Below are 14,498 nucleotides of genomic sequence, written 5' to 3'. Positions count from 1 at the left end.
TTCGCTATGTGAAAGCATGCTCCCGGTTATGTGCGACTTTATATCACACGTGGCTATCATGGGGCACGTGTGAGCTTGAAGCGCGCATGCTTTCCTTTGTTGCTGTAGTGGGACGTTTTAATACTCGTTATTTTGTTCAGTATGACAGTGGTTATTTTGTTTATTTCCAAAAAAATTATTTTTTCAGCTAATAAAAAATTTAATGCATCCGTTATGTCTCAAACAGGGGTGATGCTAGGGGCAACGTATGGGGCGGCGAATCTCTAACGTTTTTTTTAATTTTATTAAACAGACTACTCAAGAATGGGTAGGCTCTTTGCCTCGATTTAAAAGATAGGAAGCTACCGTATTTCTTTAGTGACAGTTGCATTTAAATTTGTATAATTATATACAAAAATTATTAATGTTCCCGTAGAGTTGTTTAGCCTGCATTTTTATCGAGACAGTTTTTGCTTCCTGAAAATCGACAATCGACTACATTAGGGGATATGTCATGGCTATTGCATCAGGAACAAGCCTCTCATTCCGGTTGTTTTCTTCTGCTGTCGTGCTGATGTGCGGTGGCGCAGCATCATTCACATATGGCGTTATTTCTAATGCATCGTTTATAATACACGGTGTGTTATTTTTATTGGCGGCCACGGCTGGTCTTTTTTTAATATGGACTGTCTATAGGCAGCTGATACTTCCTTTGCGCAGCATACGTGATTACGCACAAGAGATCGCCAGTGGCCGCCCCACAGCATGCCCAGCGTACACCATGCCCAAAGAATACTCAGACCTGCGCGAGAGTATTTGCACTATGGTCGCCTCGCTGGATCAGGCCCTTAAAGATGCCCGACATAAAGGCGACGAAGCGCACCGGCTCGCGGCAGACAGCGAACTTGCATTGCAGGAAAGCCGCGCTGCGGAAGCGCAGGTGCGGCAACTGCTCAATGACATGCGTACCGCTTCGCAAAAAGCGGCCACTGCATCCTCAAGTATTTTTTCCGGTATCCGCGAACTTGGTCAAAACATGGAGAATGTGGATCGCGATGTGGTGCATCAGCGGGAAAGAATGCATGAAGCCTCGCAAGCCATAGAGCAGATTAATTCCGCCATTCAGAGTATAGCGCTCAATACCGTTAAAGCTGCGGATGACGCTGCTTTGGCGCAGCAGGGGGCTGTGTCGGGCGCGCAGGGGGTGCGCTCGGCAGTTCTTTCTATTGATCAGGTTAAAGAGCGTATTCTGCTGCTCAAGGAAACCATGACCAATCTTGGGCAACAGGCCGAGGGCATTGGAACTGTGCTGGGAGTTATTTCCGACATCGCGGATCAGACAAACCTGTTGGCCCTGAACGCCGCCATTGAGGCCGCCAGGGCAGGCGAAGCTGGCCGCGGATTCGCCGTGGTCGCCGACGAAGTGCGGAAGCTCGCGGAAAAGACAATGAAGGCCACCAGCGAGGTCGGCGAGTCATTGAGAAATATTCAGGCCAAGGCGCGCGAAAATGTTCAGGCTGTGGATGCCGCCGCGCAAGATATTGTTACAAGCGCAAGCGCCGCCGAACAGGCCGCTGAAGATGTGGACAGGATTGCGGGATTTGTTCAGCAGGCCGCCAACGAAGTTTCTGCCATCGCGGCGTCCAGTCAGGCGCAGACCGCGGCGAGTGAAGATGTTCGCAGAGGTGCGGCTGAAGTCAACACCATCGCAAAGGAAACGGCGGAGCACGTCAATAATTCCATTCGCGTGCTTGTGGAAATATCTGGTCAGGCAGAAGAACTGGACGCCATCGTCAGCGCCATGGGGCAGGGAAATCTTGGCGGCGTTGTAGATTCTGACCAGCTTATATGCTGGACAAACGATCTTTCTGTAGGGGTTGCAAAGATAGATGAGCAGCACAAGGCTCTTGTGGCCCTTATCAATGAGCTGAATTCCGCCATGCGGCAACGCCGGTCAGAAGAGGTGCTTGCAGGCGTGCTGGACAGGCTGAAGCAATACACGGTAAAGCATTTTGCCACGGAAGAAGAATTTTTTGACCGCTATGGCTACGCAGAAGCGCCTGCGCACAAAAAAGCGCACCGTGATCTGGTAGAAAAAGTTCTGGCCTTTGAGCAGGAGCTTAAAAGTGGTCGCGCCAAGGTCACCATGGAAATCATGCGTTTTTTGAAAGAGTGGCTCGTGGGCCATATTATGGGTACGGATAAACGCTATGGCCCATTTCTTAATGGCAAGGGCGTGCAGTGACAGTAGCCTGAAAAGCAAACTCTGATATGTGCAAAAAGAGCCGGAGTATGGTCTGCCCCGGCTCTTTTTGTTTACAAGTTCGGGGCGCGTTGTGTGATTATTCGCGAAAAGATTTTTCGGCTCAGGGCATTAACGGCGACACGCTAAAGTTGATAAGCCACTGAAACAAGCCAATATAGCAAAAAAGAAGATATCGGAGTGCAAGCAATGCAAATATCAACTGACGGAATCAACTGGTTTTATACAACAAAAGGGCAGGGGGAACCTCTTCTCTTTTTGCACGGCGGGCTGGATACCTGCGAAAATTACGAAACTTTGCTTGCAGAGCTGGCAAAGGACTTCCGCGTTATCGCTGTTGACCGGCGCGGGCACGGCAGAACAGCGGACACGGAAGCGCCTTTTGAATATGCCCTGATGGCGGAGGAACTGATTTCTTTCACGCAGGCGCTTGATCTGCCGCCTTTTCACATTGTTGGCTACAGCGATGGGGCGAACCTCGGCTTGCATATGGCAAGTCGCTTGCAGGGCAAGGCAAAGAGCCTCATTGCCATATCCGGCAATTATCTTGGTGTGTCGGGGATGTCGCAAGGTTGGCTGGAAACGGTTGAAGCTTTGTCTGCGGATTTTGTTCAGGAGCATATGCCGGAAGTTGCGCAGCAGTATGCCGAGCTGAACCCAGCTCCAATGCTTGAGAGCTTTATCAGTAAGACAAAAGAGCTGTGGAGCAGGGATTGCGTTGTTGAAGTTGAAGTTTTGCAAGCCCTGCAAACGCCAACGCTTATTGTGGGCGGCGATCGGGATATCGTTTTGCCAGAGCAGCTTGTGGACATGAAAAAACTGATCCCGGACGCCTCCCTGTTGATGCTGCCGTATTGCGGGCATTTTGTTTTTCAGGATTTTGCCTGGAGCAATACTGCGGCCTCGGCCGTGGACATATTCAAAGATTTTTTGAAAACGCGCTTCAGCGCGCATAATGCGGATTTTTTCTGATCTGTTGTATCCCGGTATAGAGCATGATTTTACTGAATCACCAGATTTTTCTTGCCATTAACGCCAGCGATGCGGCATCCCCCTTTGCAGTGTGGGCAGGGGGCGCACTGGCAGAGTGGCCCATAGGTATCGCGGTTTTGTTGACCCTGCTGGCTGTTGTGCGGCAAAAGCCACGCGGCTTTGCCGTTGCTTTGGCTTTACGTGTGGTTTTGACCGTGGCGGTGGCCATGGGTTCAGCCTGCCTGATCCGAATGTTTCATTATAATCCCCGGCCCTTTGTGCTGGGGATTGGGCGAATGCTGATTGCCCACGAACCCACATCGTCACTTCCCAGTTTACACGCCACCTTTTTGTTTTCGATGGCGTTTGCCCTGCTTCTGCACAAGGGCCCGCGTGGCATTGCACTGGTTGTCATGCTGCTGGGGTTCGCTACTGCCTGGGCCAGAATTTTTGTGGGTGTGCACTATCCACTGGACATGGCGGGGGCATTTTTAACAGCTTGCCTTGCCGCAGTGGCGGTAAAACTCTGCTTTCACCAAGCCAGGTCTGGGCTGTAAAAAAAACGGGGGTGCAAAGGGTTAGGGCCGTTACTGGCGAGCATGCGGCTGATTTTGTTAGCACCATAAAAAAAGGCGGGTTTCCCCGCCTTTTTTTATGGTGCGCAAGCTGCGGGCTGTTGCCCCGGCGCTAGACTGCCTTGTGATTTTCTTCGTCCAGAATCAGGTATTGATCGTTGGCTTTTAACACCACCGCGCGAGAACGGGCATTGTGCTTGGCGTGGTACAGGGCTTTGTCCGCCCGGTCAAAAAGCTGTTCTGCCGTTTGAATTCGGGGTGCTTGGGCATCCAGCACTGCTATGCCGGCGCTGACGGTAATGTGCAGGTTGTTTTTTTCAACATTGCCTTCCGTATCCCGGATGAGCAGGTTGAAATTTTTGATGGCCTTGCAAAAACGGCTGATGATTTCGGGCAACATATGCGCGTTGGCCCCGGAGGCCACAAGGGCAAACTCATCGCCGCCAAAGCGCGCTGCCAGGGCATCCGTCTCTGTATCAATTTCTTCGCGCGCTCTGCGGAGGTGCGAGCCAACAACCTTAAGCACCTGATCGCCGATAAGGTGACCATATGTGTCGTTAAAGGTTTTGAAGTGGTCGATATCAAAGAGGGCCAGGGCAAGGGGGTGCCCTTCTTCGTGCCATCGGGCCGTAGAATTTTTGATAAAAAGATCAAGGCTCAGGCGGTTGGCAACCTGAGTCAGGGGGTCAATGAAGGCGAGATTTTCAAGGTTGCAGATGTCTTCCTCAAAAAGCACCTTGACCCGGCGAAAGGCTGATTGCAGCTTTTCAAGCATGACGGTGCCATCGCCGTTCTCCGCCACAATGGAAAGACTTTCTTTTTCAAGGTGGGCAATATCACCGTAGCGCGAAGACAGCTTGCTGAAAAACTGGTCTATGATGGAAGACGTTTCGTGAACCATGCTGTCAAGCTGCGTCACAATTGGCTTGCTGAATATTTCGCTGCACTTGCGGATTGTGGAAACAAGCTGCTCATCAGAGTAGTGCCTGTTTTTCAACAGCTCTTCCATCTGTGCGAGAATGGCAATCTTTTGTTCTTCATCAAGAAAATGATAGTCCTTCATTTCCCTGAAAAAAAGCAGCAGGGAGCGCCAGCGCGTTTCTGGCGGAACGCCTGCTTTATCAAACATATCAAATAATTTGAGATATGTGTTTTTGCAGTGAACAGAAGACTCTTTGGATTTCACCATGGGGCTTGTTTCGCAGTGCAGTAAAATATGGATAAACTTTGAGCGGATGCTCTTTAAAAATTTTGTGAAGACTAGCTTCTCTGGATAAGCCTGTCAAAGAGGATAATAATCGATTTCCCGAAGCTGCATTGCCGTCTTTTGCCATACACATCGGTGGTATTTTTCGGCAGACCGCATGTCAGCGCAAAAAGCGGCGACACCAAGATGCCGCCGCTTTTGCGTAATGCTGCTGCCAGCCTTCCTGTCTGGGCAAGGCCTATGCTATGGTTTGCCGTAAGCGCCGGGCAGGCGCGGCTGAGGTGCTGCCGCCTGCGGCGCGGTCTGGTCAAAAGACTGCACATGCGCGCGCTGGGCATCGGCCATCTGGCTGGGTGCCTCCGCCGCAGGGGCTGCAGGGCGCATGGCGCTACGGCCATAGGCCGCCTGAGCATGGGAGCGCGGCACGGCGGTAACTGTTGACGGTATGATGGGCTGCGGTGACCTGGTCATTGTCCCCATGGGTTGCAGGCGGGTGGCAATATCGTTGCTCGCCTGACGGGCCTCGGGGGTTTCAATAATTTGGGCATAGGCGCCGCGCAGGCCTGAAAGGATGGATTCCACACTGTTGAGTGAATCCATATCCATTTTCAGGTTGGCGCGCAGCAAACGGGCCGTGCAGAGCAGGTACAGGTTGTTCAGGTTCACAGCCAGGCTGCCGCCCTTGTCCATGTTCAAAGAAGCGGAAAGCTCGTTGATTATGTCGATGACCTTGGAGATAAGGATGCCCTTTCCCGCATAGTCATTGGCAATCATTTTTGTGCGTGCCTGCTGTATGAATGTGAGCGCGCCGTCATAGAGCATGAGCAAAAGTTGCCCCTGATCCGTGGTGCCGACCTTGGTCTGAAAATATGCTTGCGCCGCTTTGTTCATGGTGTGTCCTTATGGCGGTGTTCTTTGGCTGGCCTTATTGCTGTTTCATGCTGGTTAGGAGCTGCTTGACGAACTGGAAAGCTGCTTGAGCTGTGACGTGAGCTGATCTTTCTGGGTATTGTATTTTTTAAGCAGGGTTTCAAGGTTGGCAAAATATTTTTTTTGCCGGGCTTCCCACTGGTCGAGCCGATCTTGTTCCTTGGTAATCTTTTTATCGATATTTTCCATGATGCTCTGATAGTTGTTTTTCAGAATCATCAAGGCGCCGTTTTTTGATTTAAGCGCAATGGCTGCGGACGTCTGCTCTGCGGTGCCAGTGCCCGAGACGTTGACGGCCGTATAGGTCAGTTCGCTTTTGAGGAAGGTGCTGACCGTCTGAATCAGCCCTTCCTTGATGCGTACCTGCCCCGTGTGGTTGCCGGGGGTGAGGTTGTCTATCTGGAGCGCAAGACCTCGCGCATCACCGGAAGCAACGCTGTAGTAATAGCCCGGCTGGCTTGTGTCGCGCGTTGCGGCCACGCCGCCAACCGTGACATTGGTAATATTGCCGCCAGCATCAACCGAGTAGTTCACATCATAGGAACCACCCTTGGTGATGCCCGCAATGTGGCTGCCATAGCGAAAATCAGAGCTGGTAGTCGTGCCGGTGCCGCTGGAACAGAAAAAATCCACAACATCCGAAAGGTTGCTGTTGATCATTTTTTCATAATTGCTCTTGTCCATCTTCTGCAGCTCGGCAATGCCGGACGAAGGCGCAATTACCAAAAGCCCATAGTTGGAACTCGACTGGTCAGTTTCAACCTTGATGCCCATGTTGGCGAGGTTGGCAAGCACATCGCCCGACAGCACATCGGAGGCAGATGACCGGCTGGCAAAACCAGGGGGGGCGCTGTTGACCAAGGAGGTGAAGCGCGATTTGAACAGCTGTACGCCATAGTTGCCCTGCAACAGGCCGCCTTTTTCTGCGGTCAGCTGCGAGGTACTGTAGTTTTTGCTGTTTATATTTTTAGGATCGTTGGTGGTGACGTCCTTGTTCGGGTCAAATTTTGTGCAATCATTGATGGTCATCAAGACAGAGTTGACGGAATCAAGAAACGTCTGAATGGATTTTTCCACCGAGGTGACGTCTGTATTGACCGTAATGGCTGCACTGCCTTTGTCCTGAATGGTAAAGACCACGCCCTCGATCACGTTGCTCACGCTGTTGGTGTCGGATTCCATGGTCAAGGGCCAGTTGTCCACCGTAAATTTGGCGTTGGCCGCGCCACGGATATTCCAGTTGGAGGACGAGGTCACCTGGCCGGTAATGCCCGGCCCGCTGAGCGAATCAATATTGTTGAGCTTGAGAAAATAACTGCCGGTTGTAGGCAGGGTGCCTGTTTGCAGGTCAATGGTCGTGGTTCCGTCCGCGCTTACCAGTGAACCAGACAGATTCTTGGATTTGAGTGCGGCGATCACGTCCGCCATCTTGGAGCCGCCAGGAACCGTAAATGTCTTGGGCGTGGAGCTGTCATTGGTGGTGTAAGTATAGGTCAGGGCCGGGGGCGTCTCCAGCGTGGAGCCTGCGGCCATGTTGGTAACGGTGGCCGTGGAGTCTGTCTTGACGGTGATTCCGTCCATGCCGCCGCCGGTGCCGCCCGCGCTCAGGTAGACTTTCTCCGTATTCGCGAACGTTACGGTTTTGCCATCTCCGCTCAATGTGCCGCCAAACGACTGAAGCTGAGTCAGCAGATCCTGATAGGTCTTGTCCTGCGCAATGGTCAGGGTTTGCGTGCCGCCAGTGTTGTTAACAAAGGTATAGGTAAAGTTTTTTGTGCCGTCAGCGCTTGTGCCGCCAAGCTTTTGCGAGAGCTTGGCGCTGTCAAAGGTAATAGCCGTGCTGGCGGTAAAGCTCTGCGAGCCGGAATCGCCTATCACCTTGGTACCAAGCTTGGTTTGATCCGCAATGACGGTTGAGGTCATTTTGCCAGAATCGCTGGCGCTGTCAGCAAAGCTGAGGGTTGCACCGTTCACGTTGGAGAGGTTCAGCTCCCAGCCGCCAGTGGTGTTGTTGTAGGTCATTTCAGCCGTGCTGGCGCCTGAAGCCTGGGCGATCTGCAATGCGGCATCCTTCATGGTGGTGCCGGCGGCAATGGTCAGGGTGCGTGTGCCAGTGGTGACGCCATCGTTGATGTTCAGATCAACCGTCAGGGCGCCCGTTAGCTTGGTTGTTGTGGGCGTTGAGCCCATGGAAAATTTTGTGACCGGGGTGCTGAAAGATGTCTGCGTACTGGTGTCACGCCGGTACATGGCCTTGACGTCTGCAAGTTGCAGATTGCCGGAGCCGTCAATGCTGGCAATGCTGCGCCCCACCTGCGCATTGATGGCGCTTGCAAGATCCTGGTTGGTCTTGTCCCCGTTGATTTTGACCGAAAATGTGTTGCCGTCCTCCATGATGAGGTCGTAGGCATATTTTGTGGGGTTGGTGAGCGTGCTGCCCATGTCCAGCACACTGTTGGTCGACCATGTGGAGGATGCGCCAGATGCGCTCATGCCCACAAGGCCGGAACTGTGAATGACCAGATCGTTGGACGCGCCGGTGCTCTTGCCGGCAACCTGAAAAACATAGCCGGAACTGGCCTGAACAATGCTGACCTTGATGCCGGGGTTGTCGGAAGAATTGTTGACCATGCTCACAAAGGAATCGAGCGTGGTATTGGCCGGAACGGCCATGCTGTATTCCTTGCCAGCATAGCGGTATGAAAATGTCTGCGATGTGCCGGATGTATTGATGATGTCCGTCTTGCTGGTAAAGACGTGCCCGGTGTTGGCCCATATGGCGTTGCTCGCCACCTGGCTGACCTTGATGGTATGCTGAACATCGTCTGCGGAGGCGCTGGCAACAGCCGAAATAATATTGCTGTCGCTGCTGGTTACGTTCTTGGTAACAAAGCTGTTCTTGTTGGCAAGGGTTGCAAGCACATTGCTGGCGGTGCTGACCTGCCCAATAACTTTGTCAAAAGCATCATAGCGCAGTTTCCAGTCGCTTTTCCACGCCGTAAGACGATTGAGTTGCGTGGACTCAATCTTTTTAAGGTCCGCGAGAACCTTGTCAAAGTCAGTATCCGAACCACTGAGGTTGGATATGGCGCTGGAACCGGATATGGTGGTGGCCATAGGTGCCTCACAAGAAAGATGTGCCGTTCCCGGTGCGGGCATGCGCAAACCTGGGGAACCGCCAGCCGTCATGCATGCAAATGGCGGCAATACATGCCGGAGACATGACGGACACTCAAAATTTGCAAGATACGTGCAAATTGGTGGATACGTCAGGGCGGGGAGTAGCAATGCCGGAAATGCTGAAAAAAATCAGCGGATAGCGCGGGTACCCGTCTTGACCGTATTTTTTCGCTTGCGCACGTGGAGCCTTTGTTTCGCTCCGGGCTGTCGAAAGGGCAGTTTTTGCCTCCACGCAAAATTGCCGAAGGTCTTGCGCTCAGTTATTTTAACGGAGCAAAGGCGAAAAAGTTTAGAGACTGGCGGCGCCTGGAAAATGAGCAGATCCGGTTGTCGGTTGCCCTGACTGGCATAAAAATGACGGTCTGGTTCCCCGGTACTCTTGGGGGGCTGCGTCTAGGCAGGAGGGTGCAGTTCGCGGCCTTGCAGAGCCGGGTAAAAGAGAAGCGGCGGGTTGCCCCGCCTGCTCCTGATTCTTTGACGTTGCAGCCATGCGACATTTGCGGGCGGTTTGTTCCGTCCGCATCATTGGCGTGTGCTGCGCCTTAGTGCATAAATTCTGTCCAGCGGGCCAGCAGGGCGCGCAGGGCATTACCCCTGTGGCTGCGGGCGTTTTTTTCGTCCCGCGTCAGTTCCGCAGCGGATTTGCGCGCGGACGAATCAAAGAAAATAGGGTCGTAGCCAAAACCGTTGTCCCCGTGCGGGCATTCCAGCAGGGTGCCTTCCCATGTGCCGCGCACCACCATTTCATCGCCATTGGGCTTGGCGGCGGCCATGCAGCTGACAAAGCGGCAGCCGCGTTTTTCAGCGGGTACTGCGGTCATTGCGTGCAGCAGCTTGCGGATGTTGCGGGCATCGCGGCTTTCGCCGGGCAGGCTCTCCCAGTCATCGGAATAGCGGGCAGAGTACACGCCCGGTGCGCCGTCCAGGGCGTCCACTTCCAGGCCGGAATCATCGGCAACGCTCACAAGGCCGGTCAGGCCCGCCACGGCCCGGGCTTTGATGAGAGCGTTTTCTTCAAATGTGGTGCCGGTTTCTTCGATGTCGCCAATTTCAGGAAAGGACGAAAGCCCCAGAACTTCCACGCCGAATTCGGTCAGCGGGTCGGCCAGTTCGCGAACCTTGCCCGCATTTTGCGTGGCCAGAACGATACGAAGTGTCTTGCTGTGCGCCATGTCTGCATCCTTTATGAGTTTGGGCAAAGAACATATCCGCAGGCGGGCCGCAGGTAAAGAGCGTTGGGTAAAACGCCTGGATAGTTTAAATATATAGTTATTATGAAATGTTATGTGAATGGGCCGCAGCGTGTGCTTTTCTTTTGCATCTTGCGGGAGTATAGTTTTCACCCATCATTCATCAGAGAGGAAATGAGCATGAAACTCATGGAAATATTCGACGTCCCCACTCAGGAAACCCACATCCCCGTTCCCTATGTTATTGCCGAGGCTGGCGTGAACCACGAGGGCAGCATGGACATTGCCCGCCGTCTGGTTGACGAGGCCGCCGAGGGCGGGGCCAATGCCATCAAGTTCCAGACCTACAAGGCAGGAACCCTGGCCTCCAAGGATTCTCCTGCCTACTGGGATACCTCCAAGGAACCTACTTCCAGCCAGTACGAGCTCTTCAAGAAGCACGATTCTTTCTGGAAGAACGAATTTGAAGCCCTCAAGAAATATTGCGACGCTGCAGGCATTGCCTTCATGTCCACGCCCTTTGACGTGGAGTCGGCGCACTTTCTTAACGACCTCATGGACGTGTTCAAGATTTCCTCGTCCGACATCACCAACAAGCCTTTTATCCGCATTCTTTGCGATTTCAAAAAGCCCATTATTCTCTCCACAGGCGCGGCGCATCTGCACGAAATTGCAGAAGCCGTGGAATGGATTGAAGAAAAGGGCAACAAGCTGGCCCTGCTGCACTGCGTGCTCAACTATCCCACTGCGGACGAAAACGCGGCCCTGGGCATGATTCCCGCGCTCAAGCGGCATTTTCCCCAGCATGTCATCGGCTATTCCGACCACACCCTGCCCAACGACATGCATATTCTTGAAACCGCCACCCTGCTGGGCGCGCGCATTCTTGAAAAACACTTTTCGCACGACAAAACCTTGCCCGGCAATGACCACTATCATGCCATGGACAAGGAAGACCTCAAGCATTTCTACAAGCGCCTCAACGCCACGCTGACCAGCGTGGGCGGCATGGAACTGCGCGCCCTGCCGGAAGAAGAACCCGCACGTCAGCATGCCCGCCGCTCTCTGGTGACGGCGCGGGCCGTGCCTGCCGGTCAGCCTCTGACCGCTGCCGATCTTACCTGGAAGCGCCCCGCGCACGGCATCTCCCCTCGTAATTACGACGAGGTGCTCGGTATGCGCGCCCGCCGTGATCTGCCAGAAGATACCGTGCTTTCCTGGGCCGATCTTGACAGGGCCTGATTATGAGCAACGGGCGCGTAACCCTTGTTCTTGGGCGCATGCCCCACAAGGCCGACCCTGCGGTTTTTCGCGCGGCCGGGCCTTGGTGTTTTGCCGAGCAGGAAGAATTTTTCCCCGACTGGGATAAAAAATTCACCTTTGCTCCAGAGCCGCTGGTCGAGATTCCCTTGCAGGAGCGGGCCTGTCAGGAGGTAAAGGCTCTCTGCGCCGACATGCTGCCTCATGTTGCCGAGCGTATATGCCCGCATGCCCGCAATTTGCCGCCTGCCTATTGGGAGACCCTGCTCACGCCGTGGGCAATGAATGTTTCCAAGCAGGTTGTGGAGCGCTGGTGGCGGGTCAAGGCCATGGTGCAGGCCTGGGGGCAGGAGCCGCTGCATGTGCCGCTGCTGCCGCGTGACTGCTCGTTCAGTTTTGCCACCGGGCCGGATTTTGTGATGCACGGGGCGCTGGGGCATACCTACAACCACTGGCTGTTCTCGCGCCTGCTGGAAGAGGTTTTTCCCGCTGCCTGGAGCCTGGAGTATCTGCCTGCGGTGCAAAAGAAATATGGCGAGCCGGAAAAGCTCTCCGGCAAGGAGCGGGTGCGTGAAGTGCTGCGCAAGCTGATGCTGCGCCTGCCTTGCCCCCGGCTTAAGGGCATGAGCATTGCCCAGACTTTGCGTTTTTCGCTGGCCTTGCTGCACCGCAGCCATGGGCCGGACAGGTCGCGCCCGCAGGCGGAGTACAGCAGCGCCGCCACCGGTATTGCGGCGGATCTGCCAGAAAATTTCGCCAGTACGCTGGTGACGCTTTTCATGGCATCCTTGCCGCAGCTGTTGGCAAGTCACAAGCATCCGGCCCGTCTTACGCCTGATCCGCTGGGGCCGCGCCTGCGCGTTGCCAGCGTGCTGGCCTATGAAGATGCGGATTACCGCCAGTCGCTGGCCATGTGGCGGGGGCGCGGCAACCGCCTCATGTATGTGCAGCATGGCAGCGACTACGGGCAGGTGCGCTGCGTGTCGGATGTGGAGATGGTGGAATACAGCCAGCATGCCTTTGGCACCTGGGGCTGGAAGCAGCATCAGGGCAGCGCGGGCAATTTTATTCCCCTGCCGTATCCGCAGCTTGATGGCCTTGAAGGGCGCTGGCAGGGGCAGAAGGGCGAAAACCTGCTGTATGTCGGCACCGAAATGCCCGCCTTTCCCTATCGGCTTGACGCGCATCCCTCGCCCTTGCAGATAGTGGAATACCGCAAGGACAAAAGTCGATTTTTTGAAGCTCTGGGGCGCGATGTGCAAGCCTGTTCGCTGTACCGTCCCTATTTCCCGGTTCCCGGCTCCCTGCGCGATGCGGATTGGGTGCTGGAGCGTTTCCCCGCAGTGCGAATGGCCACGGGCATGTTGTCAACCCACCTGTATGCCTGCCGTTTGCTGGTGCTGGACCACAACGGTACAACACTGCTGGAATCGCTGGTTGCCAATATGCCCATGGTGTTGTTCTGGCGGCGTGAGGCCTGGGCCCTGACAAGCGATGCCACGGCCCTGCTGGACATGCTGGCCGAAGCCGGTATATGGCACGAAACACCCCAGAAGGCCGCCGCCAAGGCCGCCGAGGTCTGGAGTGATCCGCTGGCATGGTGGATGAGCGATAAGGTGCAGCAGGCGCGCAAGGCGTACTGCGCGCAGCAGGCCCTGACCGTTCCGGGCGGTCCTAACCCTTACTGGCTGAAAATGCTGAAGAGTCTGTAACACATGCAAGTTCGTGTTTTTTCGTTGTCGCTGTTGGTGGCCGCGGTATTCTGTTCTGTTCTGCTCATGGGCGGCACTGTTCTGGCTGATGACGCCTCGACCCTGCGCGAGGCGCAGGCCGCGCTGGACAAGGCCGATTACGATCAGGCCGTGCGCGTGCTCAAGCCGCTGGTGGACAGCGGCAATGCCGAAGCCCTCTATGTCATGGGTCGCCTGATCCTTGATGGCAAGGGCGTGAAGAAAAACAATACGCGCGCTGCGGAATTTTTCCGTCTGGCGGCGGAAAAGGGCGATGTCAGCGCCATGAATTCGTGGGCCACGTCGCTGGTTACCGGGGATGGCGTTCCCCGCAATTACCACGAGGCCGCCCGCTGGTTCCGCAAGGCCGCCGATCAGGGCCTTGCCATGGCCCAGTACAATCTTGGCTACCTCTATGCCTATGGCAAGGGCGTGCCCAAGGATGAAGCCGCCGCCATTGACTGGTACACCCGTGCCGCCAATCAGGGGCTGGCTTCGGCCCAGTATTCGCTGGGCTGGACCTACATGAACGGCAAGGGCGAAAACCAGAGCGACACCAAGGCGGCCCACTGGTTTGAAAAGGCCGCAGAGCAGGATCACGCCAAAGCCCAGAACAACCTGGCCTACATGTACGCCGAAGGGCGCGGCTATGCCCAGGATCCCGCCAAGGCCGTGCAGTGGTATACACGCGCGGCGGAGCAGGGCTATGCTGAGGCGCAGTACAACCTCGGCTATATGTATGAGCAGGGGCGCGGCGCGGCGCAGGATTATACCCAGGCTGTGGACTGGTACCGCAAGGCTGCGGAGCAGAACGAAGCTGCCGCCCAGTACAGTCTTGGCCTCATGTATGAACAGGGGACGGGCGTTCCCCGCAACCTGACCGAAGCCAGCCGCTGGTATCAGCTTGCCGCCAAGAACGGGGATCCTGATGCCAAGGCCGCCCTGCGCAGCATGTCCACCAAGGCTCCTGCCAAGGCCGCGGCTCCCAGCAGCCCCACCAAACAGACCCGCGATAAAAAGAAGCAGTAAACAACCAGGCGGGCCAGAAGGCCCGACATTCAAAAATATAAAGGCCGTCCGGCATACCCGTGAGTATGCCGGACGGCCTTTGCCTGTTTCTGCCAATCTGCACCGCCTGTTCCGGCGGCGGCACTGTTGCCGCCATTGTGGCAGAAAAAGGCTATTTTTTGTCATTGCAGCCAGTGCGGCCGT

At 55.0% G+C, this 14,498-nt stretch carries 10 protein-coding genes; 6 read left to right on the top strand and 4 right to left on the bottom strand.

Annotated elements, in window-relative coordinates:
- Positions 1–760 precede the first annotated feature (760 nt).
- The 3 genes from ACUZ9P_RS02280 (at position 761) to ACUZ9P_RS02270 (ending at position 3,771) form a co-directional block, all read left to right on the top strand.
- Positions 761–2,224 (top strand): bacteriohemerythrin, encoded by a 1,464-nt coding sequence (locus tag ACUZ9P_RS02280; RefSeq protein ID WP_449248483.1) that lies wholly within the window; start codon positions 761–763, stop codon positions 2,222–2,224.
- Positions 2,225–2,431: 207 nt separating this feature from the next.
- Positions 2,432–3,214: an alpha/beta fold hydrolase gene (locus ACUZ9P_RS02275; RefSeq protein WP_449248482.1), complete on the top strand. Its 783-nt coding sequence runs from the start codon at positions 2,432–2,434 to the stop codon at positions 3,212–3,214.
- A 23-nt stretch (positions 3,215–3,237) separates the two neighbouring features.
- Positions 3,238–3,771, top strand: coding sequence for a phosphatase PAP2 family protein (locus tag ACUZ9P_RS02270; RefSeq protein ID WP_449248481.1), 534 nt, complete (start codon positions 3,238–3,240; stop codon positions 3,769–3,771).
- 130 nt (positions 3,772–3,901) lie between these two features.
- Here the strand turns inward: ACUZ9P_RS02270 and ACUZ9P_RS02265 are convergent, their stop codons facing one another.
- The 4 genes from ACUZ9P_RS02265 to rdgB all read right to left on the bottom strand — a co-directional run bounded on the left by ACUZ9P_RS02265 (position 3,902) and on the right by rdgB (position 10,278).
- Positions 3,902–4,918, bottom strand: a complete 1,017-nt coding sequence (locus tag ACUZ9P_RS02265; RefSeq protein ID WP_449248480.1) for a GGDEF domain-containing protein — start codon at positions 4,916–4,918, stop codon at positions 3,902–3,904.
- Between the two features lie 321 nt (positions 4,919–5,239).
- Positions 5,240–5,887 (bottom strand): flagellar export chaperone FliS, encoded by a 648-nt coding sequence (gene fliS, locus ACUZ9P_RS02260; protein WP_449248479.1) that lies wholly within the window; start codon positions 5,885–5,887, stop codon positions 5,240–5,242.
- Positions 5,888–5,941: 54 nt separating this feature from the next.
- A complete protein-coding gene (gene fliD, locus ACUZ9P_RS02255; RefSeq protein ID WP_449248478.1) occupies positions 5,942–9,043 on the bottom strand; it encodes a flagellar filament capping protein FliD in 3,102 nt (1,033 codons plus the stop codon).
- A gap of 605 nt (positions 9,044–9,648) precedes the next feature.
- Positions 9,649–10,278, bottom strand: coding sequence for an RdgB/HAM1 family non-canonical purine NTP pyrophosphatase (gene rdgB, locus ACUZ9P_RS02250; RefSeq protein ID WP_449248477.1), 630 nt, complete (start codon positions 10,276–10,278; stop codon positions 9,649–9,651).
- Positions 10,279–10,476: 198 nt separating this feature from the next.
- Here rdgB and ACUZ9P_RS02245 point away from each other — a divergent pair, with 198 nt between their 5' ends.
- Genes ACUZ9P_RS02245 through ACUZ9P_RS02235 form a run of 3 tightly spaced genes read left to right on the top strand, consistent with a single transcriptional unit; the run spans position 10,477 to position 14,315 of the window.
- Positions 10,477–11,538, top strand: coding sequence for an N-acetylneuraminate synthase family protein (locus ACUZ9P_RS02245; RefSeq protein WP_449248476.1), 1,062 nt, complete (start codon positions 10,477–10,479; stop codon positions 11,536–11,538).
- 2 nt (positions 11,539–11,540) lie between these two features.
- Entirely contained in the window at positions 11,541–13,268 is a 1,728-nt protein-coding gene (locus ACUZ9P_RS02240) for an LIC12162 family transferase (RefSeq protein ID WP_449248475.1), read from the top strand.
- A 3-nt stretch (positions 13,269–13,271) separates the two neighbouring features.
- Entirely contained in the window at positions 13,272–14,315 is a 1,044-nt protein-coding gene (locus ACUZ9P_RS02235) for a tetratricopeptide repeat protein (RefSeq protein WP_449248474.1), read from the top strand.
- The last annotated feature ends 183 nt before the right edge of the window (positions 14,316–14,498 follow it).

Source organism: Desulfovibrio intestinivivus (assembly GCF_053570665.1).
The sequence above is the reverse complement of the archived record's forward strand: the minus strand, read 5'-3'. Positions and strand labels throughout refer to the sequence as shown.